Source organism: Sphingobacterium sp. JUb56 (assembly GCF_014191365.1).
Lineage (GTDB): Bacteria > Bacteroidota > Bacteroidia > Sphingobacteriales > Sphingobacteriaceae > Sphingobacterium > Sphingobacterium anhuiense.
This window is the reverse complement of record NZ_JACHWL010000002.1, coordinates 469,350-496,339: the sequence shown is the minus strand read 5'-3', so window position 1 is coordinate 496,339 and position 26,990 is coordinate 469,350. Positions and strand designations below refer to the sequence as shown.

The following is a 26,990-nucleotide window of genomic DNA, read 5'->3' as shown; positions in this document are numbered from 1 at the left end:
ACTATCAGTTGTTTTTCCGCTTTAAATCTATGGTTGTTGTTTGCGGTAAACTTAGTGGTACGCGTTCTATAGTTACAAAACTAGCATCTAAACCAAATCCTTTTTCTTCGGATAGACTTAATTTTTTAAGATAACCATATATCTCCATGATAATACGTTCGGACCAACTTAATTGATTTCCTTTTGAGAGTACTTTTTCTAATACAACAAATTTAAAATCTCCTGGGATTTTGTGTTTCTTTAAAGTATCGTACTGGCTGGTAATATCAATTTCACCTTTTTGCACCATATCTTCCACTACTTTGCGGAATAGCAAACTGATACGTTGCTCCTCCCTAAAGCCTAGTTTGAAATCTATACGAATTAGTTTTCCAGGAATTAATTGATCGATTGTATACTCACGTGTGTGGGGATGATCCATAACATCAACGTGAACCAACCAGTACACGTCGGCACGTTTTGGTTTTTTATTTAATATCGAATAAATTATTTTGGATTCAATTTCTGATTTGAAGTTTGCACTTGTTAGATACACTAAATGTGAAGCGTATGGAGGTACAGACTTGTCTTCGCTCAATTCTGAAATGATCGGATAGTACTTATCGATATTGATGAAGTTAACAAATCTGTTTTTAATACGTCTGGCACTCCACCAAGCGTACATAATGAGAAATAGAAGCGATGCTAATAATAATGTAAGCCATCCTCCATGCGCAATTTTTACACCATTTCCGACTAGAAACATCAATTCTAATATTAAATAGAAGCCTGTAAATAATGCAATGAAATATTTATTGACTTTTTTAGCTGCAAGAAAGAAAGTCATCAAAATTGTTGTCGTTAAGAATGTCAAGTTGATGGCCAAACCATAGGCGGCTTCCATATTACTAGATTCTCCAAAAATTTTAATGATCAGCATACATCCAGCCCACAAAATTAGATTGATGGAAGGAACATATAATTGGCCTTTATGATCACTTGGATAGCGAATAGCAACCTTCGGCCATATATTTAAGCGTACAGCTTCCGAAATAAGGGTATATGACCCTGAGATCATGGCTTGACTGGCGATTACTGCAGCCATGGTTGCAATCGCAATACCGTAACCAAGAAACCAATGTGGCATGATGGCATAAAAAGGATTATTTTCTCCTAGTACTTTGCCTTCTTGTGTCAATAACCAAGCACCTTGACCAAAGTAGTTCAATACGAGTGTTAGTTTTACGAAAATCCAGCTGATGCGGATGTTTCCTTTACCACAATGTCCCATATCAGAATAGAGAGCTTCTGCTCCTGTTGTACATAGGAATACAGCACCAATGATGAAAAGGGCATTCGGATATGCTATGAGTAGTTTAATAGCATAATAAGGATTAAGCGCCTTTAATACTTCATATTCAAGATGAATATTACTAATACCTAATACTCCGATGGTAGAAAACCAAACGAACATCAGTGGACCAAAGATTTTACCAACTACCGATGTTCCAAAGCGTTGGATAGCAAATAATAAGGTAATAATTGTTACCACAATTGGAATTGTTGGTAGACCCGGATACTTAATGTCTAATCCTTCAATCGCCGAAGAGATGGTGATGGCAGGTGTAATCATGCCATCTGCAAGGAGAGTAGCTGCACCGATCATTGCTGGAAAAATCAACCAAGGTGCTCTTTTACGTACCAATGAAAAAAGAGAGAGAATTCCTCCTTCACCTTTGTTGTCTGCCTGAAGGGTAATCAGGACATACTTAACAGTTGTTTGTAAGGTAACTGTCCAGAAGACACATGATAATCCACCCAGAACAAGGTCTTTGTCAATGACACCTTTGTTCATAATGGCTTTGAAAACGTAAAGTGGAGAGGTACCAATATCTCCAAATATGATCCCTAAACTAATTAGTAGACCAGCAAGACTTACTTTTTGTGCGGTACTTTGATGACTAGTCGTCATTTTTTTATTTGATTTAAGTAAAAAAACCTTCATTTTAACACGAATATGAAGGTTCGTTGCAATAGAAAAACTCGTGCCAAATTTTAGCAATTAGTTTGACAACGGCAAATCTTGTTAAAAATTGTTAAATGGCAAATTTTTATTCAATATAAGTTAATAATATCTAAACAAATAACCTACTTTTGTTGTTGATAAATTGATTGGGAAATATTATATTTGATTTAAACTATAACCGATCTAAGAAGTCCTATATACAAATGAAAATTATTATTAAAAAAATAGCTTATTTAGGCCTGCTCTGTGTGATTACGCTGACAGGAAGTTTAGGCTATGCATCTGTATTGCATACTTCGAATTCTACTGAAACGGCCAATAACGATGGACTATCTTATTTGGATAAGGCTGATCATCTGGCTTATTCTATGGGATTAACCGCTAATTCTGATAATACGAAGGAAGTAGATAAGCTGATTAATAATGTTAAAGTTTTTTATAACCCGATTTCAGAACAAATAAGTTTATCATTTAAATTAGGGAAACAAAGTTCAGTTGCAATTAAAGTGATGGACGCACTTGGAAATGAAGTCGTTCAGTTAATGAATGGAAGTTTAGATGCTGGTAATCAAAATCTTTCTTTTGATCCAACTGGTAAACTTAATTCAGGATTTTACTTTATCCGTGTTGTTTCTGGCTCAGAAACTGTTGTAAAGAGATTTTCTGTGCGTAAATAGAAATTAGAACGATAAAAAATATAAAAGGCTTAAATGATATCATTTAAGCCTTTTTCGTTAATTAGGAATTTCACTTTCTTCTATCCACAAGCCATCCGATTTAATGATGTTGATGAGCTCGTCTAAAGCATGTGCTGAACTTACATTTTTCTTAACAACTTCTTGTCCGCGATAAAGTGTAATCTTATCAGGCCCGGCTCCTACATAGCCATAATCGGCATCAGCCATTTCACCTGGACCGTTAACAATACAGCCCATAATACCTATTTTTAATCCTTTTAAATGATTTGTTCTATTTCTAATCATCTGCGTGGTCTCTTGCAGATCGAATAATGTACGTCCACAGCTTGGGCATGATATATATTCTGTTTTAGAAATTCTAGATCTTGTTGCTTGTAGAATTCCAAATGATAAGGATACTATTTTGTCCAAAGGTGTTGCTGGCGAATCAATCCAAACTCCGGATCCAAAGCCATCAATTAAAAGTGCTCCTAAATCGGTCGCCGCGTATAACTGAAGTTTCGAAATTGGTTCTTCCGGATTCATGAAATCACCTATTGGTCCAGAAAATGCCACGGCTTCGTAGGTTCTTTTAATGATAACCGGGTTATCTAAGCCAATTTCTTGAAGATTTTTGAAGAATTGTCTTTGTTCTGCCATGCCATGAACTGCTGTTGTCTCTAAAAGAAACACAATAGTTTTATCAAGTGGTAGCGTTTCAAATAAACTTGTTACTAAATCTTCGTTTTTAATTTTTACTATATTTAAAGAAGCATCCTTCTCATTAGCTTGATTGAATTCTTCCAGCGTAAATAAAGGGTGTATATTGGCTTTATTTTGAATACTTTTCCACGTGTTGTAATTATACAGTTGTTTTAAATTTGCCGGCATGTTAAAAGATGGCAATTGATCGCCTAGATAAACAAAATCAACCGACTGCTCTCCCATGTGATATTTGTCTAACAGCATATCGTAGCGGTAGCCTGCTTGCGACAAGAAACCGGCATCTTTTAGATTTTGTCTGGATATGTCAACTACCACACGTGGGACCAATGATCCTCCAATAAAAGTATTGACTTCTTTTGAGATATAGGGAGTAGGGCTGTTATTGTCTGTTAATTTTAAGATTGGAGGAATCACAGACGTATTGAAATCGTGCTGTCTTTTTGTATATCGATTAACTAAAGCAATAGCAACTGGAGCTTCTTTTTCTGGCTCTTCAGTCAGCGAAACACGTACTGTATCACCTAAACCATCTTCTAATAAAGTTCCTATTCCAACAGCTGATTTGACGCGTCCATCTTCTCCATCACCAGCTTCCGTTACACCTAGATGTAATGGATAGTTCATGTTCTCATTAATCATCTTCTCAACCAGCAGTCTATAGGCACGAACCATCACTTGCGGATTGCTTGATTTCATGGAGATACATAAATTGTAATAATTTAAGTCTTCACAAATTCTGATGAATTCCATAGCCGATTCAACCATTCCTTCTGGAGTATCACCATAGTGACTCATGATTCTGTCCGAAAGGGAACCATGATTGGTTCCTATGCGCATAGCAGTGCCATATTCTTTACAAATATTGACTAAGGGTTTGAATTTTTTATAAATACGGTCTAATTCAGCTTGATACTCACTGTCTGTATAGCTCAGTTGGTCGAACTTCTTCTTATCGGCATAGTTACCCGGATTTACACGTACTTTTTCAACGATTCTTGCTGCAACTTCTGCCGCATTGGGGGTAAAGTGAATGTCTGCTACTAGAGGAACATGATATCCTCGAGCGCGTAATTCTTGCTTAATATTAGCCAGATTATTAGCCTCTTTTATAGAAGGAGCTGTTATTCGTACATATTCGCAACCAGCATCGACCATTCTGATGGTTTGTTCCACAGAACCCATGGTATCCATGGTGTCGATTGTTGTCATACTTTGAATACGTATCGGATTGTCTCCACCCATGGGTACATCTCCAATTTGTACTTCTCTTGTCTTCCACCTTGAATAGGTGGTTTGCGAGTTGCAATAAATACCAGGTAATGTCAAAAGTTTACTTGTGTCCATATCTAATGCAAAGTTATGCATTCTACTGCACTTCTCTAGGGTCTTTTTAGTAGCGGCTAACTGTTACTGAGGTTATACCACCATCAATTGAAATTTTGAATTTATTTTTGGCATTTTCAAAATTAGGACTTGTCAGTATTCCTTTGTCTCCACCTTTTATAAAACTGTCATCAGCATCTACAGTTGACAGTGCCATTTCTGTAATAATCTGGCATGCGACTTCTCTTGGTAATGCTATTTTTATGGAAGAAGCACCGGCGTCAATATTAATATTAGAAATCATTTGTGGATTTCCGAGTTTAAGATCTAGATTACTCGCGCCAGCATCAACTGTAAGATTTTTAATTTTAAAATTTGATAAGTCACCTTGCATATCTGCAGCACCTACGTCAAAGTTTAAATCCCAGATGATATTTTTGTTTAGCTTGATAATGGTGGAATTTCCTTTTGAATCTATTCCTTTTTTTGTTTTTCCACTTAAATTAAGCGTTGCAGCCCCGTCATTCTTAACATCAGTATTTAATGATAGAAAATATTTGTCAGATGTATTGGCTGCTTCAAAGAGATTTGCTACGGTTGTATCTTTTAATACCAACTTGGTAGCTCCTAAGTCAATATTGGCAGTCGCGTGGCTGGTATTTATATTTTTTTTGGCAGAGACAGCGTTTGAGGTTCCGATGAAATCTTCTTCATTTTCGGAATCAATATCCAGATCTCTATTTTCCATGATTCGGGATAAGAAACTTTGGTTAGGTGTTGTGATGCCTATAAATGTGAATATTGCTAAAATGACGCATGTGGTTCCGATAGATATCATATATCCAATGTCTTTCTTAGGAACAAGAATATTTACGCCTACCAAAATGATTAATAATGGCCAATAGCGAAAAACTTCGAACCAATTAAACTCAATAATATCCATTTTACTTAAGAGTAAGATTACTCCGATGAATAAAAATATAATGCCTGTGGTGATTCTTTTTGCGTCCATAATAAAATTATTTGTTCGTTTGTTTTTAAAACTACAATACAAATGTAATCTAAAATAAATTTTTGATTTTATGAATTAGGTTATTCATGTACTAATCTCGGTAAAATATATGATTTCATCGGTAATTGAGAGATTGTATTTCTTGGGGACGATCTATTTTTGCTTGTTTTGAGGTTATGGTATTTTTATGAATCTTGTATCGCTATCGTAATGTTATGGCAAACCAATTTGTAATATATGGTGTTATAGTAGTATATTAGACGTTAAAGAAGAAAAATACTATTTATATATGATATTTCACCATATTGGTTCTTATTTGTTATTGCTGCGGTCGGTTTTTAAGAAACCAGAAAAAGGAAAAATTTATTGGAAGGAAACGATGCATGCCATGAACGAAATTGGTATAGGGTCTTTAGGTCTCATTCTTATTATTTCTACGTTTATTGGGGCAGTTATGACGATGCAAATTGCCTTTCAGTTGGTTTCTGATTTGATTCCAAATTCAATAATTGGTTCCATTAACCGAGATTCCAACATTTTGGAACTGGGACCTACGATTTCTGCTTTGGTGCTTATGGGAAGTGTTGGGTCTTCTATTTCATCACAAATCGGCTCCATGCGTGTGACTGAGCAAATCGATGCTTTAGAGATTATGGGTATTAATGCACCAGGTTACCTTATACTACCCAAAATATTGGCTGGAATTACCATGGTTCCTGTTTTGGTTATCTTAGCAATTTTTTGTGCTATTTTGGGTGGACTCATCGGAGGAGCTCTTTCTGGAGCAGTAACACCATCAGACTATATTATGGGAATTCAAGAGGGTTTTAATGGCTTTACCGTTACTGTTGCAATTGTAAAAGCATTTGTTTTTGGCTTTATCATCACTTCCATATCTGCATATAAAGGTTTTACGGTTCGAGGTGGGGCTTTAGAAGTCGGTCAAGCGAGTACTAAAGCAGTTGTTATTGGCTGTATTACAATATTGGCAGCTGATTATTTAATAACGGCTCTCATGCTTTAATTTCTTTTAAAATAATTATGATAAAAATAGAGCAGATTTATAAATCCTTCGGAAGTAACGAGGTATTGAAAGGTATTGATGCCACTTTTGCACCAGGTAAAGTAAGTTTAATTATTGGAGGATCAGGCTCTGGAAAAAGTACCTTGCTAAAATGTATGGTTGGGCTACATGAGCCGGACAAAGGCCGTGTTCTCTTTGATGGTAAGGATTTTTCAAAACTTAGTTTTGAAGACCGTATTCCAATTCGAAAGGAAATTGGCATGTTATTTCAGAATTCGGCATTATTCGATTCCATGACTGTGGAGCAAAATATTATTTTTTCATTGGATATGTTTACGGAGATGTCTAAATCTGAAAAATTAGACCGGGCTAATTTTTGTTTGGAACGGGTTAATTTGAAAGGAAGGAATAAACTTTATCCTTCAGAGTTATCCGGAGGGATGAAAAAACGAGTTGGAATTGCTCGTGCAATAGCCATGAGTCCAAAGTATCTTTTCTGTGATGAACCAAATTCGGGTTTGGATCCAGAAACTTCCATTTTGATTGATGAGTTAATCTTAGAGCTAACAGAAGAGTATAATGCGACAACAATTGTGGTTACGCATGATATGAACTCGGTAATGGGTATTGGAGAATATATTCTATATCTCTACAAAGGGCAAAAGTTTTGGGAAGGTTCAAATCAAGATATGATGCGGTCTGATGTGGAAGAATTAAATAATTTTGTATTTGCAAGCCCACTGATGAAGCGAGCAAAAGAAACGATGTAATCTATTCATCATTGCGTATTTGTTTTTAGATTTACGTATCTTTGCGCCAAATTATTGATTTTGACTACTACAGATATACAATTATTAACACCACAACATTGGAAAGATTACGAGTTAATCGATTGTGGTGATTTCGAGAAATTAGAACGCTTTGGCAATTTAGTTTTGATTCGTCCAGAACCGCAGGCTGTATGGCCAAAAACGCTATCTGCAGCGGAATGGAATAAACGCCATGATATTAAATTTAAAGGCCGCTCTGCTACTTCGGGAGAATGGTTGAAAAAAAATCCTAAAGCGCAGGATCGTTGGCATATTCAATATAAGAATGATGATGTTGCGATTAAATTCCGTCTGGGATTAACTTCATTTAAGCATGTTGGTATTTTTCCTGAGCAAGCGGTTAACTGGGATTATATTTCACAGTCAGTGCGTGCTTTTGAAACTGAAAATCCTAAGGTTTTAAATTTATTTGCTTATACAGGTGGTGCATCATTGATTGCGCGTGCCGCTGGAGCAGATACAACTCACGTGGACTCTATTAAACAGGTAGTTAGCTGGGCTAATGAAAACCAAGAGTTGTCGGAAATTGATAATATTCGTTGGGTAGTAGAAGATGCATTGAAGTTTGTAAAGCGTGAGGTAAAAAGAGGAAATAAATATAATGGTATTATTTTAGATCCTCCGGCTTATGGTCATGGTCCTAAAGGGGAGAAGTGGAAACTGGAAGATCATATCATGGAAATGATGCATGATGTGGTGCAATTACTAGATCCTAAAGAGCATTTCTTGATTTTAAATACTTATTCGTTAGGTTTCTCTTCTGTTATTGTGGAGAACTTAATTCGTACTGCGTTTCCAAAAGTAGAAAATCTAGAAGTCGGAGAGTTATATTTGCAAGCTACTGCGGGACCAAAATTACCTTTGGGTGTTTTTGGTAAGTTCAGAAAAGTTGCTAAATAGATACTATAACAAAATATAAATTAATAAAAGGATAGCCAATCGGCTATCCTTTTTACTATTAATAAGTTTCTCTTTAATTCAGTATATTGTATTGTTGGAACTTATTAAAATTTTATTTCTGCGAGTTCTCTTTCTGCACTTTTGAGTTGCTCCGGTATACATTCTACAATTTGATCTGAAAACCCCTTTAGCTCATTTTTTAATCTGCTGTAATAAGCTATTCCTTCTATAAGTTGATTTTTAAACTTTTCAACATATTTTATTTTTTTGTCATTGACCGTGTCGGCATTCATTTCTACATATTTTTTGATGTGTGCTACATATAAGTATAGCTCACTAATAAATAAAAATGGCCTTTTATCATTTTTGATCAAATCGTCTTTGCCATAAATATGATTAATCATCTGATCAAGGGAGAACTTATTTTTAAACCAAACAGTATTTGGACCTGGACAAATGGATACAGCATCTTGTTCTTTATGTTTCAGGATGTTATATTTTAAATATGCCGGGGCAGCTAGTCCATCACATAAACATGTCTTTTCTGTAATAAGATCATATTCCATATTATAGGTTTTTTGATCTAATGATTTTGCCTGTAATTCTTTTATTTTTTTGTCTTGATATGCACGTGAAGCTGTACATAGCGGTTCATTACTGAAATCTAAGTTTGATACGAGATATTTCTTTTTACATGGACTTCCGGGTCTTCCGTCTTTTATTCTTTTTAAACGAAGGCGTTCTGCAGAGCTTTTTCTGAAATTATTAAAAGGTACTCCGAGAGGAGAAGCTCCACTGATATAAAAGTCTTCTTCTTCCGATGTGGTCAGTGCTAATAATGTTTCGTCATCGACTGTGGTTGCTTCAGGGACCAATAAAAATGGTGATCCCCATCCTACAGCATCAAATTCATAATGTTTAAGTAGGAATTGATGTTCACTTGATGTGCCCACACCTCCTTGAACAGTGTATTTAATCGGCGGAGCAGCTTGGAAGTTGCAACCTTTTTGTAACCAATAATTCTGATAAATGCTGAATAGTTCTTCCTGTAATTCGTGTTTTTTATTTTTAAATTCGGATAGGATAGGACCTAATAAAAATCCTTCTGTTGCAAAGGCATGTCCACCACAATTTAGCCCAGACTCTACACGAAATTCTGAAACCCAGATTCCTTTTTTCGCTAAAAACTTTGCTTGAATCAATGCCGATCTGTAGTCGCTAACTTTTAGTGTTATTTTTTTCTGAAAAGTTCCATCTTCTTGCTGGCAGAAAGCAGGCAACTCTGCTAAATAGGCGTATAGTCTTGAATTCATACCTGCTGATAAGATGACAGACGACTGCAGGTCTGATTGTGCAAAACCTCGTAAGGCAGCTAGCGCGTCTGAGTAAGTATCATCTAATGCAATTCCATCTTTATCATAATTAATTTTGTCGACTTTAGACATGATATTGACATCGATATCTCCAGCTTTGATAAAGGATCTAAGGATTTGCTTTTTTTTAGCCTTTTCTAAGATATCTGTTTCTGAAAGCATCGCATAATAGATGTTTTTTGCGGGGTGGGATTCGGGGATGAGCTGGAAGTAGCGATCGATCTCTGATCCTTTTTCAAAAAACTCTATACGCATATGCTCAATTTGTTCTTGAACAATGTTGGAAACCAGATTTAAATAGCTGGAAATACGATGAGCTCTGTAGTCAGGTTCTTTTTTTGTTATCGGATGGTATTCTTTTTTGTTTAGGGTACAATAGTATGCTCGAATACGCTCAATTAATTCATCATCTACAATGGATATCACAGATGAAATACCAAATCGAGCGACTTTTAAAGGGGAATCTATTGAAAATGCTAGACCCAAAACGGGAATATGGAATGAATGCGTCATATCAGTTTTATTTCAATACGAAATACCGAATAAAAAGGATATGAAAAAGTAATGTCTGTGTGTTTAAAAAATGATATGCGTCACTTTTATTATATACCTAAAGAATCTTCTGCCCGATCTCATGTAATAGTTATGATTCTTTTACACCTTTAGTTGTGGTACAGTTTTACAGCAGGTGAACGAATGGGATTTCTAAAATGGCTGTATGGATAATATGAAAGAAAAACAAGGGGTCTTAACCCGCTTGTTTTTCTAATTTCGCCAGTTTGGCTAATTCTTCTTCTAGATCTAGTTCTACACGAAGATTATTCACGATATGTTTTTGTCTATCGGGAGTGTTTTTACCCATATAGTATTCTAAAAGTTGCTGTATTTTATTGTCTTTAGATAAGAAGACAGGGTCTAAGCGCATATCTTTTCCGATAAATAAACCAAATTCGGAAGGGGAAATCTCTCCAAGTCCTTTAAATCGGGTAATTTCGGGCTTATTTCCTAATTTTGCAATTGCGCGTTGTCTTTCTTCATCGGAATAGCAATATATGGTTTCTTTTTTATTCCGTACACGGAACAAGGGTGTCTGTAAGATAGACACGTGACCAGCCTTTACTAAATCAGGAAAAAACTGAAGGAAAAATGTCAAGAGAAGTAAGCGGATGTGCATACCATCTACATCGGCATCTGTAGCAAATACAATGTTGTTATAACGTAAGCCATCTAAACCGTCTTCAATATTTAAAGCATGTTGTAGTAAATTGAACTCTTCATTTTCATAGACAATTTTTTTAGACATGCCGTAAGAGTTTAAAGGTTTTCCTTTTAAACTAAAAACAGCTTGTGTCTGTACATCTCTAGATTTAGTAATTGAACCTGAAGCTGAATCCCCCTCGGTGATAAATAAGGTTGTTTCCTGATTACGTTCGTTTTTATCGGAGAAATGGACCTTACAGTCGCGTAATTTACGGTTGTGTAACGAAGCTTTTTTGGCACGTTCATTTGCAAGTTTTTTAATACCGGCAATATCTTTACGTTCTCTTTCCGATTGTAAGATACGTTTTAACAGAGCGTCTGCTGTATCTGAATTTTTATGCAGGTAATCGTCCAATGCTTTTTTTAGAAAGTCATTGATAAATGTTCTTACAGTTGGACCATCTGGACCGATGCTTTGGGAACCAAGTTTTGTCTTGGTCTGTGATTCAAAGACCGGCTCTTGCACTTTGATTGCGATCGCGCCAATGATAGATGACCGTACGTCTGATGCTTCAAATTCTTTTTTATAGAACTCACGGATTGTCTTCACTAAGGCTTCGCGAAATGCTGCTTGGTGTGTTCCTCCTTGCGTTGTATGTTGTCCATTGACAAAAGAGTAGTATTCTTCACCGTATTGCTGTCCGTGGGTAATCGCGATTTCAATATCCTCACCCTTTAGGTGAATGATAGGATAACGCATGGATTCGGTGTCAATATTCCGCTCTAATAAATCTTTTAGACCATTTTCAGAGATGAATTTCTGTCCATTGAAATTAATAGTTAATCCAGAATTTAAAAAAACATAATTCCAGATCATGTTTTCCACAAACTCTAAACGATATTTGTAATTTCTAAAGATGGTCTCATCCGGGTAAAATATAACTGCAGTACCATTACGCTGTGTTGTTTCTTTTTCTTCATCTGATAGTAACTCACCTTTACTAAACTGTGCGATACGGGTTACTTTTTCGCGGTACGATTGTACCGTGAACTGTCCAGACAAAGCATTGACAGCTTTAGTACCGACACCATTAAGACCTACAGACTTTTGAAAGGCTTTGCTATCGTATTTACCTCCGGTATTGATTTTGGATACTACATCTACGACAGAACCAATGGGAATTCCACGTCCGTAATCCCGAACAGCGACTTTATTGTCGTTGACCGTAATATCGATCGTTTTTCCAGCTCCCATCACAAACTCATCAATAGAGTTGTCGACTACTTCTTTTAATAAGACATAAATACCATCGTCGTAAGCAGAACCATCTCCTAATTTCCCAATATACATACCGGGACGTAAGCGAATATGTTCTTTCCAGTCGAGGGAACGTATACTATCTTCGTTATAAGTACTCATGTTTTTTAATTATTCTTCGGTGTGTAGCAAAAATAGCAAAATAAAGATTAAATAAGTGCAGTCACGATCTGAAAACATTTATTTAGAATGGAAGATTTCTCTAGAGGAGCGTTTGTGTAATTGTTCTCCAATAAATTGTATAAATATTTATATTGCATTCCCTATTATTTACTTAAATTTAGGAAACATTATAAATAGAAATTATGGGCTTATTTGATAAAATACGGAATGAGTTTATCGATATCATTGAATGGGTAGATGATAGTCCTGATACTATAGTCTGGAAATTTCCACGGTATCAGAATGAAATAAAAATGAATTCGCAGTTAACAGTACGAGAAGGACAAGTTGCTGTGTTTATGAATGAGGGGGTGATTGCGGATGTCTTTACTGCGGGTAGACATGTGCTGACAACTCAGAATATGCCTATCATGACGACCCTCCAAGGGTGGAAATATGGATTCAATAGTCCATTTAAAGCAGATGTGTTTTTCATAAGTTTGCGTCAGTTTACTAATCAAAAATGGGGTACTAAAAATCCTATTATGTTACGGGATGCTGAGTTTGGTCCTATACGGCTTCGGGCTTTTGGATCTTACGCTTTTCAGGTTAAAGATGCTGCTGTCTTCTTAAAGCAAATTGCGTCGACTAATCCAACTTTTACGGTTGAAAGTATTAATGAGCAACTTCGAAATATCGCTGTAACCAGAGGGATGGATGCAATTGCAGAGTCAAAAATTGCTGTCTTAGACCTAGCTTCTCATTATGATGAGGTATCCAACTTTATACAAGAGAAAATACGTCCTGAATTTGAAGAGATCGGTTTGAATCTAAATAAATTTCTAATTGAGAATATTTCATTGCCCGAAGAAGTTGAAAAGGTACTGGATAAAAGAAGCAGTATGGGTATTGTTGGAAATTTAGGTGCTTATGCTCAATTTCAAGCAGCTAATTCCATGGAAAAAGCTGCTGAAAACCCCAATGGCGGTGGTCTTATGGGCGCAGGAATGGGTGTTGGATTAGGTGCCGGAATGGCTGGCCAGATGTCAGGTATATTTCAACAGAATAAATTTGAAGGCAATAATCCGACGGGTGCCTCTCCATCGGTGGCACCACCGGCGATACCGCAAGCGGTTCAGTATTTTCTAGCGATTAATGGTGTTCAAGAAGGACCTTTTTTGATTGATCAGTTGAAAGACGAGGTAAGAAGCGGCAAACTAGTTTCTTCTACACTCGTTTGGAAAGCTGGGCTGGAAAATTGGATTGAAGCGCGTGAAATTGACGAATTGACAAGCTTGTTTAATGCTGGCCCTCCGCCAATTCCGGGGGCATAGATTCTGTTTATGAGTTTTGAGGAAAAGACAACGGAAGTTAGTCAGGATTTAAAGTGTCAGGGTTGTGGGGCGATTTTAGCTTACCAACCAGGAACGTCATATCTAAAATGTGCTTACTGTGGTACTGAAAATCAGATTAAGGAAAGTGAGTTAACGAACCAAGTTATCAGTCCGGTTGATTATGAAGAATTTACAGCAGCAATGCAAGATATTCATGACGCTCGGTTTACGGTTGCTGCTGAGGTGGTGCATTGTCAAAACTGTGGAGCCAATTCTACATTAGATCCGCATGTTACAGCAGATTTATGTGCTTTTTGCGCTTCTCCTTTGGTGATTGACCATCAAGAAAAACGTATTGTAAAACCACATGGGGTGATTCCGTTTTTTATTGAGGAGAATAAGGCATTTCCGCTTTTTAAAAAATGGGCTGGAGGTTTATGGTTTGCTCCTAATGATTTTAAGCGGATTTTTAGTGCGCAAAATAATAGGTTGAAAGGTGTTTATATTCCTTTTTGGAGTTATGATGCCGAAGCGAGTTCTTCTTATGAGGGGCAACGAGGTGAATATTATTATGTCACTAGAACTAGAAGAACTGCTGATGGCAAAACAGAGACCTATGAGGAGCAACAGACCAGATGGTATTATGCTTCTGGACGTGTTTTTAATCGATTTAAAGATGTTATAGTTAGTGCTTCAACGTCATTACCTAATAATTTTGCTTCAAAAATAGGTCCTTGGAATATGGAATATCTGAAGCCTTTCAATGATCAATATCTTAGCGGATTTATCGCAGAAACCTTTAGTATTGATCATGTGGCTGGTGCTCATGCCGCCAAAAAAATTATGGATGATGAGATCGCTGATACCGTCAGATCGGATATCGGCGGAGATACGCAAAGGATTGATGATATTGATTCTGTTTATAAGGATATCAGGCTAAAGTATATCTTACTTCCGGTTTGGCTGTCGGCTTATCGATATAAGGGTAAAAGTTATCAGATTATGGTTAACGCATTTAACGGTAAGGTTTATGGACAACGACCATATAGCTTTTGGAAGATTGCGCTCTTGATATTGTTTGTAATAATTCTAGTTGTTTTGTTAAGCCAAATGGGATAATCTTCTTATAAATAAAAAATGGTCTTATTGAAAATACAATAAGACCATTTTTTATGATATGATCGATAGCTTTATTTGTTTAAAGAAAGTAAGAAGCCTATTGTAAAGTTGGCATCCCAGTCAAATACAAAGGTATCGCAGTTCGTAGCATCTTTAATTGCTTTATAGATATTTACCCCACTTTTGATTTTTACTTTATCGGTATTATAGGTTTCTGGATTATTTAATACTGTGAAACGTTCTTCGCCAGTACGTGTTTGTTGCGCCAATTCAAATGGCACTCCCCCTATGATAAAACAGATTTCTCTGTTGGCTGCAGGAATTTTTGCTGTTAACGTTTTTACTTCAGTATAAACATCTTCATCTTTTAAGTTCTTTTCGTAGTATTTCGCACCTGGTGCTTCAAGTGATTTTGTTTCACCAGCAACCCATGAAATTTTAGTATTACCTGAGCCAATATCTACGACAAAGGAATTGTCCTGATAAGAAGGAGGAAGTACGCATTTTAGTGCTAATTTACCTTCTTGTTCTGCTGTTACTAAATTAACAACAAATCCCATTTTCTTTAGTTCGGAAACAATAACTGCTGTCTTAGGTTCTTTTTGTGCGCCGGAGCTGATGACAAAGTGTATGTTTTTTGATTTAACACCTTTGTCAAACATAGTTCCAATGTAGTCTTTAAGTCCTTTCCGGATATCTTCTGTACTGGCTAGACCTTCATAGACAAATGATTTGCCAAAATCTTTGGAAATGATTTCCCAGTAATTCTGCTTATCGATATTTACGACAAAAGAATTGAAACCTGAGGCTCCGACTTCGATTACTCCTTTATATTCACCATTTACAGGTTTTTCAGGTTGATAGTTAAATGTTCTTTTATCGTCAGTTGATTGTTTCGATGGATTGGACGATATATTAATAGCTGTGGTATCGGAGGTGCTCGTTGATTGTCCATCAAATTTACCAGAGTCGAAAGCCCAATAGCCCAGAGCCAGTAATGGGATTGCAATAATTATTGCTTTAATTGGCCAACGTAATCTAGCCCATGTTGATTTTTCTTCCATAATTATAGTGTATTTTTTTTTAAATTGATTAATCTAATAATGTAAATCCCTTATCTATTTTTTCTTCCGGTTTGAGTTCATAACTTGCGTCTGCCATCTGGCTTACATTCAGTACTTTCAAATTTCGTTCATCTACTTTACGGATAAATTCTTCTAATTCTACTTGGGTAGGAGCTCCTCCTACTGTTATGTTATTGTTTTGATCTAAAAAGTCAAGGTTTGATCTGATCGAAGCAATATTTTGGCTGATGGCTCCTGTTGCGGCATTCATGGCTTCTTGGAAAGCCCAACCGTCTTTTATATTAAAGACATCGGCAAGCCCTTCTGTAGCATTTTTCATCTTTTGAGTAGCTTCTAGTTTTTTTGAGATAATCGAAATACTGCTGTCTAGAGTACTTACATAAATTCGAGCAGCACTTTCATTATCTTTTAGTACTTCTAGTACCTTTGCAAATTGATTAGCATACTGTACATAGCTTCTCGCATTTTGCTCTTCAGACTCTCCTTCTTTTCCTAAGAGAAATGCTTTTGTCCGCGTTTCTTTTGCATTTCGCATATAAGCATTCGCTTTCTCCGTATTGTTATTTTTCGATTCATTTTGGGCATTTTCATCTTGACTTGCCGCTTCTGCAGTGAAACGTTTTGCATAAATGTATTTTTCTTCTGCTGTTTTTTGTGCGGTTTCACCGCTTTGAATCATATCGATACGAACGCCATCTACATTACTTATTTTTTCTTTTACTCTTTTTAAGGTATCTTTTGCGTCTTTTGATAAAAGCTGTAAGGTCTCTATTGGATTATTACGAATAATGGCTTTTTCGCCTTTAAATAAAAGGACAGTGCCAAAGCGATGTAATAGCTGAATAATTTTTGGCGCTAATAGTAATAAGGTTATTAATAAAATACTGAATATTACGAACAAAATACTTTTAGCGGCATATTCAAGCATGACGGGTAAAAACTTGAAAAAAGCAATTGCTCCGCCAATAACCAATGCCCAAAAGAATATACTGGAGATTGTCTTTTTGGCTTCTGGTGTTTGCATCTGAGCAGGCAGATGGTCTCCTAATACTTGAAAAATTGGTAGCTGTGATTTTATTTCAGCTGGAATATTAATGTACTGTTCTTTCTTTTCCATTGGTTTATATCTTATGAGATTGACCTTTCTATAATTGCTAAGGTTGTTTGTATATCATTGACGACTTCATTGACAGCGGCGTTTCCAATTGATATCTTTTGCTCTATCTCTTTTAGTTTTGGCTCATATTTATCATTAATCTGGGCTAGGGTAATTTGTTTCTTTTTCAAATCATCCTGAAGCTTTGCAATGCTATCGGTCAATGTTTTTATTTCATTATTTAAGGTTGTCTTTTCAAATTCACGGTCTTGTTCTGCTTTATGCTTTTCCGATTCTTTTTGCTGTGTTTCTTTGGCTATGGTTTCTTTCAGTTTGTTAGCATAATTAGTGCCAGTTGTTTTCAGCTTGCCCTTTGTTAACGTATTATCAACAAACTTAAGCGAAGTATAGGCTGCTTTCAGTGTTGTTTCGTCTACTTTTCCCATTGCAGCTGCAGCATTCCATACCTCAAAAAAGTCTAATCCTTGTTCATTGAGTCTTTCCAGTATTCCGAGCACTTTCAGTTTCATTTGTTTAATATCGGTGGAACCGTCATTGGCTGTAATGGGTATGGCTGGAGGCTGCTGGTTTGAAACTGTTTTTATTTCGGGGGATGTTGAATAATCTTTTATTTCTGTAGCGGGTGGATTTTTTTGGATATCGGGAGACGGGTTTTTGAGCTGAGTCTCTTCCTGATCTGTAAAAATTAGCTTTTTAAGACTATCCAATATACTATAGCTTTTATTGTTTCCTTGATCAGTCATAATTTTTGTTAGTTAAGTCTAGTAAAAATAATAAAAAATGGTAATCTTGATTCATATTACTACATTTTTAAAACATTTATTTTATATCACGATTGCTCTGTCGGGTAATCCGAAATTTAATTGTAATCTATTTAATGATAAGGGATAGGCTAGGAGGGATATAAATCAATCTATTGAGTTTGGGATAAAAAAAACTCGGAAAGCTAATTTCCGAGTTTTCGTGATGATAAGAAATAATAATTTGAAACGATTATTTTATCTACCAAAATCATCTTGAACACGAACAATATCGTCTTCGTTTGAAGGATTTTCGATATCGGTATGTTGCCATATTTCAGCTAATATACCGTAACCATCTAATCCGATTAATCGGTGGCGCTGACCTTGACGAAGTTTGATGACACTACCTGCTGTTAGCGTTTGTACAACTGATTCGTCATCTGTATCCGATACCATAACGCCCACAGTTCCGTGAATTACTTTCCAAATTTCGGCACGACGGTGGTGATACTGCCATGATAATCTTTTTTCGGGAGCTACAACGAGAATTTTTGGACTTAATTTGCCAGAAATTTTTAGATCTTTTACATCTAATCCGTCGAAATACTCATCGGCAAATTTTTGTGCTTGATCTTCGTTGATTACAAAGAAACCTCCCCAGGGTCTTGTCTGATCTGATTTATCAATTTCAAATCCTTTTTCTTTTAACGCTTTATCTAATTCCTCAAATAGCGTTGATTTATCAGTTACCATAAATATGTGTCTTAGTAAGAATGTACGGTTATTTTAGTGCTAAATATAAATAAAATCTTTTAAATAAAAAGTGCATAAACGTTTTAGCGATATTTTTTTTGTTTACAATTTAGCTATTGTTTTTATTTCTAGTTACGTTTGGTTTCATCTGAATCTGATATTTATTAGAAGTTGCATACGTCCTATTTGAAGTGTGCTATGATTATATCCTCTCAAAATATTTGATTAGTTTTGTAATCCTATATTAAAATTATCAGTATGTCAGAAATTAAAATAGATCGTGAAAATACGTCTTTTATGCAAGCTGTTGCTTTTGTTAATCAGACAAATCAACATGTTTTTCTTACAGGAAAAGCAGGGACCGGAAAAACGACATTTCTGAAATATATACGTGATCATAGTTATAAAAAAATGGCGATCACCGCGCCAACAGGTGTTGCCGCTATGAATGCGGGAGGAACAACCCTTCATTCACTTTTTTGGTTGCCTTTCGGAACTTTTATAGAAGATCACGAGCTGAAATGGGATGAACAGGATGGACATATTTATAATAAAAGCCGCTTATTCAGTACTATTAAACTAACTAAACAGCGTCGGACGATTCTTCAAGAATTGGAATTATTGGTGATTGATGAGGTATCGATGGTTCGGGCTGATACATTAGATGCTATTAATGTTATTCTGCAATCTGTGCGTCGTGATATGCGACCATTTGGAGGTTTACAATTACTTTTTATCGGCGATCTTTATCAATTACCACCCGTAGTGCGTGATCATGAGTGGCAGGTTTTGCGAAATCACTACAGCTCTGTATTCTTTTTTAATGCTAAGGTTCTTCGTGACAATCCACCGATTTTATTAGAGTTAGATAAGATTTATAGACAGCAGGATGAAGGTTTTATTTCCATATTAAATGCAATTCGAAATAATAACTGTGATAGCGAAATGTTGAAAGAATTGAATACCTACTATAAGCCAGATTTTGAGCCAAAGGAAGGAGAGCAGTTTATTACGCTTACTTCACATAATCGAAATGCTGATGATATTAATGGAAAAGCATTGGCTAATCTGTCTGGTAAGATGCTGAATTTAAAGGCTGTTGTTAAAGATGATTTTTCTCAAGGATCTTATCCCGCAGAAGAGATTCTTTCTTTGAAAATTGGTGCCCAGGTGATGTTTATACGTAATGATACCGGTGAGGATCGGAAATATTATAATGGTAAGATCGGTACTGTGAAAGATATAAATTTGCAAGCTGGAACTGTGGTTGTTAAATTCCCCGATGGAAGTGAGGATGTGACGGCTAAGAGAGAAACTTGGGAAAATATCAAATACAACTATGATAAAGGGCAGGATCAGATCAAAGAAGAAGTACTGGGGACATTTTCACAGTTTCCGTTGCGGTTAGCTTGGGCGATTACTATTCACAAGAGCCAGGGACTGACATTTGATAAAGCAATTATAGATGCGGGTACTTCATTTGCTGCAGGACAGGTTTATGTTGCATTAAGTAGATTGACGAGTTTAAAAGGGTTGGTCCTGAAATCCATTATACCGACCTACGCAATTAGAACAGATAGTCAGGTTGTTGATTTTGCATTGCGCTCTTCTTTTCAAACCGATATTAAAGAAATATTGGAACAGTGTCAGAGGTCTTATTTGGCACAAAACCTAATTCAATGTTTTCGCTGGGATTATCTAACTACTTCATGTCAAGAGCAAGTTACTGCATTAGCTGATCGTAATATCGATAATAAAGTGGAGGCAGAGGCTTTTTGGTCTACCATACAGTCAAATCTGCTCACACAAGAAAAAGTAGCACATAAATTCATTACACAATTATATGAGCTTTTAAAAAAAACAGATCAACATGTAGACTACGCTTTGATCTGTGACCGTACGACTTCAGCGGTCAATTGGTTCTTACCTAAGATGGATCATGATCTCGTTGGTGCGTTGGAACAGCATATTAAGGAATGGCAGATTAAGAAACGAACTAAAAAATACATTGATGAGGCTAAAGAACTGTTGTTGGATTTTAAGCGTAAGCGTGAGCAACTTCAGCAGTGTTTGATTATCGCAGATGCATTATCTAAAAAAGATAATTTTCAGGAAGCTTTGGAACAGGTGCAGGAGCAGTCAAAGACAAAAGAAAAAGAAGATTTAGTCGTGCAAAGTGAAGAGGGGGAGAGCTCTAAAAAGTTGGATACAAAGCAGGTAACTCTTGAACTCTACAAGGATGGTGCTAGTATTGAAGAGATCGCGGTGAAAAGAGGTATGGTAGCGGGAACAATTTATGGACATCTTATTCATTTTGTTGGGACAGAAGTGGAGGCCACAGAATTGATTGAACAGGATAAGCTGGATCTCATCATTAATACCATAAAAGCACATCCAGGTAAATCTTCGTCAGAATTAAAGATGATGCTGGGAGCTAGTATAGACTATCCGCATATTAAAATCGGACAAAAAGTTTTAGAAAATCCAGTTCATGATTAAGATGTTTCAAAATATGTGTATGTTTGTAAAAGTTAGCTATAAATAGCCATGGGAAAGTCTAATAAAAACCCAAATAAGTGGATGGTTTTTATCTCATTGCCTCTGCAAATGGGAGTCACAATTTATTTGATGTATATGTTAGGCACCTGGCTAGATGAGAAATACCATTTTTCTAATGGTCTTGCCATGAAAATATGCACATTTATAGGTATTTTCGCCTCACTTTATCATTTTATACGAGAAGCTAATCGATTGAACAGGGATGAATAATTACATTAAATTTATTGCAATACTTCTAATTTTTACTGCGGTCCTCTTTGGGGCGCACTACTTTGCACTACCCTCTTTTGGGATTGCTGATTTTAAAAGTTTAACTGGTTTTGAATTGTATAGTTTATACGCATTTGAATCTGTTGCTTCATTAGTTGTATTAATTGTTATCCTGATCTCCGATTCCGTAATGCCTAAAAATATAGGTTTCATTTTTTTGGGCCTAATTACGTTAAAAGCAGCATTAAGTTATGTTTTTTTTAGAGGAGGATTGAATCATTCGTCGGATGATATATTCGAATATAATTTTTTAATCGTATTTTTTCTACACTTGTTTTTTGACGTATTAGTTGCTTTTAAGGTCATTAATAAAGAAGTGGAATCAGTCAATAAGTAGTTTTAATAAAAAGTTCAAATTAATCGCAAAAATTGACAAATAATATTGTATTTTTGCGCAAAAATAAAAAACAGAACATGGGGAGCGTTAAGAAAGCATTTCTTTTTTTTGCAGTAATTTTATTTGCTGTTAGTCCATTTTTAGTAAAGGCATCTGAGTCTCATACAGCTGAGATTTCAACTCACGCAGAAGAGCCAAAAACTCAGCGGGAGGAAATAGATGAGTATATTGATCACCACTTACAAGACGATCATTATTTCTCTTTGTATACAGATAAAAAAGAAGGTAAGACTTATGGATTTCCTTTGCCAGTGATTATCATTGACGGGGGTGTTAAAATTTTTATGTCCTCAGAATTTGATTTTGGTAAAAATACTGTTGAAAAAGATGGACAGTTTTATAAATTATACCATGGTAAAATCTACAAAACAGATGCTACCGGTACACTTAATTATGATGAACACCATCACCCGACAAATGCTAAGGCATTAGATCTATCAATTACTAAAAATGTTGTGGGTTTAATTTTAGCAACTGTTTTGTTATTCTGGGGATTTATTGGCCTAGCAAAAACATACAAAAAGGGAGCGAATAATTTACCTAAGGGTGCAGGTCGCGTGTTAGAACCTTTAGTTTTATATGTACGTGACGAGATGGCGGTTCCAAATATTGGACATCGTTATAGAGAATTTATGCCGTACTTATTGTCTGTTTTCTTCTTAATTCTAGTTTTAAACCTATTAGGTTTAACACCGCTGGGATTCAATGTTACAGGTAATATTTCAGTAACGATATGTTTAGCAATCTTTACATTTTTATTTGTGAATATTAAAGCAAATAAGGACTACTGGAAGCATATTTTCTGGATGCCAGGAGTACCAGTTCCTTTTAAATTTGTTTTGGCACCAATTGAAGTATTAGGAATGTTTACAAAACCATTCTCTCTAATGGTTCGTTTGTTTGCCAATATTACAGCTGGACACACTGTTATTATGGGATTGATTGCAATTGTTTATGTATTGCAACAACAATTAACATTGGGAGGTAGTATCGGGGTGTCTATGCTATTGACAACTTTCCTGATGGTAATTGAAATATTAGTAGCATTTTTACAAGCGTTTATCTTCACGATGTTGTCATCGCTATTTATTGGAATGGCTGTTGAAGAGCACAACGAAGCACATCACTAAGAAATTTTTTGTTTAATTATATTTAAATCATTTATTATGTACAATTTAATTGGAGCGGGTTTAATCGTTATCGGAGCAGGATTAGGTCTAGGTAAAATCGGTGGTTCAGCAATGGAAGCTATCGCACGTCAACCAGAAGCAGCATCTAAAATCCAAACTGCGATGATCATTATCGGAGCCTTATTAGAAGGTTTAGCTTTCGGTGCGTTATTATTAGGTAAATAATCACCCAATGAATTTAAAAGTATTATTTATGACGGTTGGTCATAAATAATACTTTCAATTAGACGAAATACAAAAAATATTATCATACATCAATGGAAAAATTAATAGAACAGTTTTCATTTGGTTTGTTTTTCTGGCAAGTCATCATCTTATTAATCATTATCTTTTTATTAGGTAAATTTGCTTGGAAACCTATCATCGCTGCTTTAGCAGAACGTGAACAAGGTATTTCTGATGCTTTGGAATCTGCTGAAAAAGCTAAATTAGAGATGGCGCGCTTAACCAATGAAAACGAATCCTTACTAAAGGAAGCTCGTGTAGAACGTGATCTAATCTTGAAAGAGGCTAAAGAAATGAAAGATAAGATTGTTGCTGAAGCAAAAAATGTAGCCCATACTGAAGGTGCTAAGATGATAGCTCAAGCATCAATTGAAATCAATGAGCAAAAAAACAAAGCAATGGCAGAAGTAAAGAATCAAGTTTCTACTTTGGCATTGGATATTGCTCGTAAAGTATTAAGCAAAGAATTTGAAGACCAAAATAAGCAAGAAACGTTAATTGCAGATTTGCTTAAAGACGTGAAAGTAAACTAATCGGTCATTCAAATTTTATCATTAAAGAAGTATGTCAGTATTTAAAGTAGCATCAAGATATGCGAAATCATTAATTGATTTGGCAAAAGAACAAGGTAGTTTGGACGCTATCAAAACGGATATGGATCAATTCATCGAGGTTTTGAAAGCTAATCCTGAGCTACGTGCAGTATTGTCTAATCCAATTATTAAATTGGACAAGAAAGTAAATATCTTAGAGGCATTATTTAAAGATAAAATCAATCCTGCTATTTTATCATTCTTCAAGATCATGATTGAAAAAGGTCGTGCTGAAGTGATCGAGGCTGCTGCTCATGAATTTGTTCGCGAGTACAATGAAGTAAAAGGAATTGTAAAAGCTACAGTGATATCTGCAGCACCACTTTCTGATACTAATTTATCAGAATTAAAAGCAACAATTGCAAATCAAGTTAATGCGCAGGTTTTGATTACAAATAAAGTTGATCAATCTTTGATCGGTGGGTTTGTAATCACTATTGGTGACAAACAATATGATGCAAGTATTGCAGGTAAATTAAATAGATTAGAAAGATATTTTGAAGGTCAACGCGTTTAGTGTTGATTTTAGCATTTAACAAAATCAAGAACCCCTTATAATAATAACAATGATAGAGGTAAGACCAGATGAGGTTTCGGCAGTTTTAAGAGAACAATTGTCGGGCTTTAAATCAGAAGCCGAACTAGAGGAAGTTGGTACCGTACTTAGTATTGGTGACGGTATTGCTCGTATTTACGGCTTAACTAAAGTTCAGTCCGGTGAATTGGTTGAATTTGATAACGGATTACAAGGTATCGTATTAAACTTAGAAGAAGACAACGTTGGTGTTGTACTTTTAGGTCCTTCAGACATCGTGAAAGAAGGTGATACTATTAAACGTACTAATCGTATTGCATCTATTAAAGTAGGTGAAGGTATGTGCGGACGTGTTGTAAATACATTAGGTCAGCCAATCGATGGTAAAGGACCTATTACAGGTGAGACATACGAAATGCCAATCGAGCGTAAAGCTCCAGGTGTATTGTTCCGTCAGCCAGTAACGGAGCCATTACAAACAGGTATCAAAGCGATCGATGCAATGATTCCAGTAGGTCGTGGACAGCGTGAGCTAGTAATCGGTGACCGTCAGACAGGTAAGACTGCAGTATGTATCGATACAATCTTAAACCAAAAGGAATTTTATGATGCTGGTCAACCAGTATTCTGTATTTATGTTGCTATTGGTCAAAAGAACTCTACAGTTGCGAATATCGTTCGTACTTTAGAGGAACGTGGTGCTATGGCTTATACAGTTGTTGTTGCGGCTTCTGCTGCTGATCCAGCTCCATTACAGTTTTACGCGCCAATGGCGGGTGCTGCTATCGGAGAATTTTTCCGTGATACAGGTCGTCCAGCATTGATCGTATATGATGATTTATCAAAACAAGCGGTAGCTTACCGTGAGGTTTCTTTATTATTGAAAAGACCTCCGGGACGTGAAGCATACCCAGGTGACGTTTTCTACTTACATAGCCGTTTATTAGAAAGAGCTGCGAAAATCAATGCTTCTGATGAGATTGCTAGAAATATGAATGATCTTCCTGAGTCTATCAAACACTTGGTAAAAGGTGGTGGTTCATTGACTGCTCTTCCAATTATTGAGACTCAAGCGGGTGACGTTTCTGCTTATATTCCTACAAACGTAATTTCAATTACTGATGGTCAGATTTTCTTGGAGTCTAACTTGTTTAACGCAGGTATCCGTCCAGCGATCAACGTAGGTATTTCTGTATCTCGTGTAGGGGGTAATGCTCAGATTAAGCCGATGAAGAAGGTAGCTGGTACATTGAAATTAGATCAGGCACAATACCGTGAGCTAGAAGCTTTCGCGAAATTTGGTTCTGATTTAGATGCAGCAACTAAAGGAGTTTTAGACAAAGGTATCCGTAACGTTGAGATTTTGAAACAAGCTCAATACTCTCCGGTTTCTGTTGAAAAACAAGTAGCAATTATTTATGCAGGTACTAAAGGTTTATTCCGTTCAGTTCCAGTAAATAAAGTGAGAGAATTTGAAGAAGAATACTTAACGTTGTTAGAGCAACGTCATCCAGAAGTTTTAAATGCTTTTAAAGCAGGTAAATTCTCAGATGAGTTAACTTCAGTATTAGAAACAGTAGCTAAAGATTTAGCATCAAAATATTAATTAGATATGAGTATAGAGTATTGAGTATAGCGAGTTATACTCAATACACAGTACTCAATACTCAAATCTCAAATTAAATATGGCAAATTTAAAAGAAGTAAGAATCCGTATCGCATCGGTAACATCAACACAGCAGATTACTAAAGCGATGAAAATGGTATCTGCAGCGAAACTAAAACGCGCTACTAATGCAATTGTTCAATTGCGTCCGTATGCGAATAAACTTCGTGAAATTTTGGCAGATGTATCTGCAAGTGTAGAAGGAAGTAATTCTCCTTATACGGTAGATCGTGAACCAAATAAAGTGTTGATTATTGTTGTTTCTTCTAATAGAGGTTTGGCTGGTGCTTTTAATGCGAATGCAATCAAAACTGCAAATAATTTAGTTGCTGAAAAGTATGCTGATCAATTACGTAAAGGTGATGTAAGTATCATTACTGTAGGTAAGAAAGGATATGATTTCTATGCTAAAAAGCCTGCTTATAATATTATTGCCAATCATAGTGATTTATTCGGTGCTTTAAATTTTGAGAATACTTCAAAAATCACTGAATTTGTAATGGAACAATTCAAAGAAGGTAACTTTGACCGTGTAGAAGTGGTGTATAACCAATTCAGAAATGCAGCGGTACAAATCTTGACTTCGGAACAAATTTTACCATTACTTCCTACGGAAGATACCCTTTCGACTAAGGAAAAAACTGCTGAGGTTGATTATATTATCGAACCTTCGAAAGAGAAGATTATTGAGGAATTAATTCCTAAAGCTATTAAAATTCAATTGTATAAGGCTATTTTGGATTCTCATGCTTCTGAGCATGGTGCCCGTATGACTGCAATGGACAAAGCAACTGATAATGCTGGAGATTTGTTAAAAGCATTGAAGCTTTCATACAACCAAGCACGTCAAGCTGCTATTACAACAGAATTAACAGAGATTGTTTCTGGTGCAGCGGCATTATCAAACGGATAAT

Annotated in this window: 24 protein-coding genes; 15 read left to right on the top strand and 9 right to left on the bottom strand. The window is 35.9% G+C overall.

Going from position 1 to position 26,990, the window contains the following annotated elements; translation table 11 throughout:
• Window positions 1–4: 4 nt before the first annotated feature.
• Window positions 5–1,951: a KUP/HAK/KT family potassium transporter gene (locus FHR29_RS21690; RefSeq protein WP_132771007.1), complete on the bottom strand. Its 1,947-nt coding sequence runs from the start codon at window positions 1,949–1,951 to the stop codon at window positions 5–7.
• 257 nt (window positions 1,952–2,208) lie between these two features.
• Here FHR29_RS21690 and FHR29_RS21685 point away from each other — a divergent pair, with 257 nt between their 5' ends.
• The gene (locus tag FHR29_RS21685; RefSeq protein ID WP_052764493.1) at window positions 2,209–2,682 is read left to right on the top strand and encodes a T9SS type A sorting domain-containing protein; all 474 of its coding nucleotides are present in this window, start codon (window positions 2,209–2,211) and stop codon (window positions 2,680–2,682) included.
• Between the two features lie 57 nt (window positions 2,683–2,739).
• Here the strand turns inward: FHR29_RS21685 and ispG are convergent, their stop codons facing one another.
• Both ispG and FHR29_RS21675 read right to left on the bottom strand, forming a co-directional pair.
• Window positions 2,740–4,752 (bottom strand): (E)-4-hydroxy-3-methylbut-2-enyl-diphosphate synthase, encoded by a 2,013-nt coding sequence (gene ispG / locus FHR29_RS21680; RefSeq protein WP_183917192.1) that lies wholly within the window; start codon window positions 4,750–4,752, stop codon window positions 2,740–2,742.
• Between the two features lie 46 nt (window positions 4,753–4,798).
• On the bottom strand, window positions 4,799–5,743 hold the full coding sequence (locus tag FHR29_RS21675; protein ID WP_132843025.1) for a LiaI-LiaF-like domain-containing protein: 945 nt from the start codon (window positions 5,741–5,743) through the stop codon (window positions 4,799–4,801).
• 289 nt (window positions 5,744–6,032) lie between these two features.
• On the opposite strand from FHR29_RS21675, the gene FHR29_RS21670 reads away from it, so the two are divergent.
• Genes FHR29_RS21670 through FHR29_RS21660 form a run of 3 tightly spaced genes read left to right on the top strand, consistent with a single transcriptional unit; the run spans window position 6,033 to window position 8,497 of the window.
• Window positions 6,033–6,767 (top strand): ABC transporter permease, encoded by a 735-nt coding sequence (locus FHR29_RS21670; protein WP_183917190.1) that lies wholly within the window; start codon window positions 6,033–6,035, stop codon window positions 6,765–6,767.
• 17 nt (window positions 6,768–6,784) lie between these two features.
• A complete protein-coding gene (locus FHR29_RS21665; protein ID WP_132771004.1) occupies window positions 6,785–7,537 on the top strand; it encodes an ABC transporter ATP-binding protein in 753 nt (250 codons plus the stop codon).
• A 54-nt stretch (window positions 7,538–7,591) separates the two neighbouring features.
• Window positions 7,592–8,497 (top strand): class I SAM-dependent methyltransferase, encoded by a 906-nt coding sequence (locus FHR29_RS21660; RefSeq protein ID WP_132771003.1) that lies wholly within the window; start codon window positions 7,592–7,594, stop codon window positions 8,495–8,497.
• A 104-nt stretch (window positions 8,498–8,601) separates the two neighbouring features.
• Here the strand turns inward: FHR29_RS21660 and FHR29_RS21655 are convergent, their stop codons facing one another.
• The gene (locus FHR29_RS21655) at window positions 8,602–10,383 is read right to left on the bottom strand and encodes a hypothetical protein (protein WP_183917188.1); all 1,782 of its coding nucleotides are present in this window, start codon (window positions 10,381–10,383) and stop codon (window positions 8,602–8,604) included.
• A gap of 235 nt (window positions 10,384–10,618) precedes the next feature.
• A complete protein-coding gene (locus tag FHR29_RS21650; RefSeq protein ID WP_021188656.1) occupies window positions 10,619–12,490 on the bottom strand; it encodes a DNA topoisomerase IV subunit B in 1,872 nt (623 codons plus the stop codon).
• 203 nt (window positions 12,491–12,693) lie between these two features.
• On the opposite strand from FHR29_RS21650, the gene FHR29_RS21645 reads away from it, so the two are divergent.
• The gene (locus FHR29_RS21645; protein ID WP_132771001.1) at window positions 12,694–13,824 is read left to right on the top strand and encodes an SPFH domain-containing protein; all 1,131 of its coding nucleotides are present in this window, start codon (window positions 12,694–12,696) and stop codon (window positions 13,822–13,824) included.
• A 9-nt stretch (window positions 13,825–13,833) separates the two neighbouring features.
• Window positions 13,834–14,943: a zinc finger domain-containing protein gene (locus FHR29_RS21640; RefSeq protein ID WP_168127093.1), complete on the top strand. Its 1,110-nt coding sequence runs from the start codon at window positions 13,834–13,836 to the stop codon at window positions 14,941–14,943.
• 71 nt (window positions 14,944–15,014) lie between these two features.
• Here FHR29_RS21640 and FHR29_RS21635 read toward each other — a convergent pair whose 3' ends face one another.
• The 4 genes from FHR29_RS21635 to FHR29_RS21620 all read right to left on the bottom strand — a co-directional run bounded on the left by FHR29_RS21635 (window position 15,015) and on the right by FHR29_RS21620 (window position 18,641).
• Window positions 15,015–16,007, bottom strand: a complete 993-nt coding sequence (locus FHR29_RS21635; protein ID WP_183917186.1) for a hypothetical protein — start codon at window positions 16,005–16,007, stop codon at window positions 15,015–15,017.
• A 28-nt stretch (window positions 16,008–16,035) separates the two neighbouring features.
• A complete protein-coding gene (locus tag FHR29_RS21630; RefSeq protein ID WP_021188659.1) occupies window positions 16,036–17,145 on the bottom strand; it encodes a hypothetical protein in 1,110 nt (369 codons plus the stop codon).
• Between the two features lie 11 nt (window positions 17,146–17,156).
• On the bottom strand, window positions 17,157–17,888 hold the full coding sequence (locus FHR29_RS21625; RefSeq protein ID WP_183917184.1) for a hypothetical protein: 732 nt from the start codon (window positions 17,886–17,888) through the stop codon (window positions 17,157–17,159).
• Window positions 17,889–18,143: 255 nt separating this feature from the next.
• A complete protein-coding gene (locus FHR29_RS21620) occupies window positions 18,144–18,641 on the bottom strand; it encodes a phosphomannose isomerase (protein WP_021188662.1) in 498 nt (165 codons plus the stop codon).
• Between the two features lie 258 nt (window positions 18,642–18,899).
• Here FHR29_RS21620 and FHR29_RS21615 point away from each other — a divergent pair, with 258 nt between their 5' ends.
• From FHR29_RS21615 to atpG, 9 genes are all read left to right on the top strand, one after another.
• The gene (locus FHR29_RS21615) at window positions 18,900–21,140 is read left to right on the top strand and encodes a helix-turn-helix domain-containing protein (protein ID WP_183917182.1); all 2,241 of its coding nucleotides are present in this window, start codon (window positions 18,900–18,902) and stop codon (window positions 21,138–21,140) included.
• Window positions 21,141–21,188: 48 nt separating this feature from the next.
• Complete coding sequence (locus tag FHR29_RS21610) at window positions 21,189–21,410, top strand: AtpZ/AtpI family protein (protein WP_021188663.1); 222 nt, start codon at window positions 21,189–21,191, stop codon at window positions 21,408–21,410.
• Window positions 21,403–21,807, top strand: a complete 405-nt coding sequence (locus tag FHR29_RS21605; protein ID WP_183917180.1) for a hypothetical protein — start codon at window positions 21,403–21,405, stop codon at window positions 21,805–21,807. Before FHR29_RS21610 ends, FHR29_RS21605 begins: the two co-directional genes overlap by 8 nt.
• A gap of 77 nt (window positions 21,808–21,884) precedes the next feature.
• Complete coding sequence (gene atpB / locus FHR29_RS21600; protein WP_132771069.1) at window positions 21,885–22,997, top strand: F0F1 ATP synthase subunit A; 1,113 nt, start codon at window positions 21,885–21,887, stop codon at window positions 22,995–22,997.
• A 36-nt stretch (window positions 22,998–23,033) separates the two neighbouring features.
• Window positions 23,034–23,222: an ATP synthase F0 subunit C gene (gene atpE, locus FHR29_RS21595; protein WP_021188666.1), complete on the top strand. Its 189-nt coding sequence runs from the start codon at window positions 23,034–23,036 to the stop codon at window positions 23,220–23,222.
• 92 nt (window positions 23,223–23,314) lie between these two features.
• On the top strand, window positions 23,315–23,815 hold the full coding sequence (locus FHR29_RS21590; RefSeq protein ID WP_021188667.1) for a F0F1 ATP synthase subunit B: 501 nt from the start codon (window positions 23,315–23,317) through the stop codon (window positions 23,813–23,815).
• Between the two features lie 31 nt (window positions 23,816–23,846).
• Window positions 23,847–24,392, top strand: coding sequence for a F0F1 ATP synthase subunit delta (locus FHR29_RS21585; RefSeq protein ID WP_021188668.1), 546 nt, complete (start codon window positions 23,847–23,849; stop codon window positions 24,390–24,392).
• A 49-nt stretch (window positions 24,393–24,441) separates the two neighbouring features.
• On the top strand, window positions 24,442–26,016 hold the full coding sequence (atpA, locus tag FHR29_RS21580) for a F0F1 ATP synthase subunit alpha (protein WP_021188669.1): 1,575 nt from the start codon (window positions 24,442–24,444) through the stop codon (window positions 26,014–26,016).
• A 79-nt stretch (window positions 26,017–26,095) separates the two neighbouring features.
• The gene (gene atpG / locus FHR29_RS21575; RefSeq protein ID WP_021188670.1) at window positions 26,096–26,989 is read left to right on the top strand and encodes an ATP synthase F1 subunit gamma; all 894 of its coding nucleotides are present in this window, start codon (window positions 26,096–26,098) and stop codon (window positions 26,987–26,989) included.
• The last annotated feature ends 1 nt before the right edge of the window (window position 26,990 follow it).

Bases quoted from the DNA above. Each gene is read 5' to 3' on its own strand.
- FHR29_RS21640 (WP_168127093.1), top strand. From the start codon at position 13,834: ATGAGTTTTGAGGAAAAGACAACGGAAGTTAGTCAGGATTTAAAGTGT.
- FHR29_RS21670 (WP_183917190.1), top strand. From the start codon at position 6,033: ATGATATTTCACCATATTGGTTCTTATTTGTTATTGCTGCGGTCGGTT.
- atpB (WP_132771069.1), top strand. From the start codon at position 21,885: ATGGGGAGCGTTAAGAAAGCATTTCTTTTTTTTGCAGTAATTTTATTT.
- FHR29_RS21585 (WP_021188668.1), top strand. From the start codon at position 23,847: ATGTCAGTATTTAAAGTAGCATCAAGATATGCGAAATCATTAATTGAT.
- FHR29_RS21630 (WP_021188659.1), bottom strand. From the start codon at position 17,145: ATGGAAAAGAAAGAACAGTACATTAATATTCCAGCTGAAATAAAATCA.
- FHR29_RS21685 (WP_052764493.1), top strand. From the start codon at position 2,209: ATGAAAATTATTATTAAAAAAATAGCTTATTTAGGCCTGCTCTGTGTG.
- FHR29_RS21615 (WP_183917182.1), top strand. From the start codon at position 18,900: ATGTCAGAAATTAAAATAGATCGTGAAAATACGTCTTTTATGCAAGCT.
- FHR29_RS21635 (WP_183917186.1), bottom strand. From the start codon at position 16,007: ATGGAAGAAAAATCAACATGGGCTAGATTACGTTGGCCAATTAAAGCA.
- FHR29_RS21650 (WP_021188656.1), bottom strand. From the start codon at position 12,490: ATGAGTACTTATAACGAAGATAGTATACGTTCCCTCGACTGGAAAGAA.
- FHR29_RS21610 (WP_021188663.1), top strand. From the start codon at position 21,189: ATGGGAAAGTCTAATAAAAACCCAAATAAGTGGATGGTTTTTATCTCA.
- atpA (WP_021188669.1), top strand. From the start codon at position 24,442: ATGATAGAGGTAAGACCAGATGAGGTTTCGGCAGTTTTAAGAGAACAA.
- atpE (WP_021188666.1), top strand. From the start codon at position 23,034: ATGTACAATTTAATTGGAGCGGGTTTAATCGTTATCGGAGCAGGATTA.
- FHR29_RS21690 (WP_132771007.1), bottom strand. From the start codon at position 1,951: ATGACGACTAGTCATCAAAGTACCGCACAAAAAGTAAGTCTTGCTGGT.
- FHR29_RS21605 (WP_183917180.1), top strand. From the start codon at position 21,403: ATGAATAATTACATTAAATTTATTGCAATACTTCTAATTTTTACTGCG.
- FHR29_RS21665 (WP_132771004.1), top strand. From the start codon at position 6,785: ATGATAAAAATAGAGCAGATTTATAAATCCTTCGGAAGTAACGAGGTA.
- FHR29_RS21620 (WP_021188662.1), bottom strand. From the start codon at position 18,641: ATGGTAACTGATAAATCAACGCTATTTGAGGAATTAGATAAAGCGTTA.
- FHR29_RS21625 (WP_183917184.1), bottom strand. From the start codon at position 17,888: ATGACTGATCAAGGAAACAATAAAAGCTATAGTATATTGGATAGTCTT.
- FHR29_RS21645 (WP_132771001.1), top strand. From the start codon at position 12,694: ATGGGCTTATTTGATAAAATACGGAATGAGTTTATCGATATCATTGAA.
- FHR29_RS21655 (WP_183917188.1), bottom strand. From the start codon at position 10,383: ATGACGCATTCATTCCATATTCCCGTTTTGGGTCTAGCATTTTCAATA.
- FHR29_RS21590 (WP_021188667.1), top strand. From the start codon at position 23,315: ATGGAAAAATTAATAGAACAGTTTTCATTTGGTTTGTTTTTCTGGCAA.
- FHR29_RS21675 (WP_132843025.1), bottom strand. From the start codon at position 5,743: ATGGACGCAAAAAGAATCACCACAGGCATTATATTTTTATTCATCGGA.
- atpG (WP_021188670.1), top strand. From the start codon at position 26,096: ATGGCAAATTTAAAAGAAGTAAGAATCCGTATCGCATCGGTAACATCA.
- ispG (WP_183917192.1), bottom strand. From the start codon at position 4,752: ATGGACACAAGTAAACTTTTGACATTACCTGGTATTTATTGCAACTCG.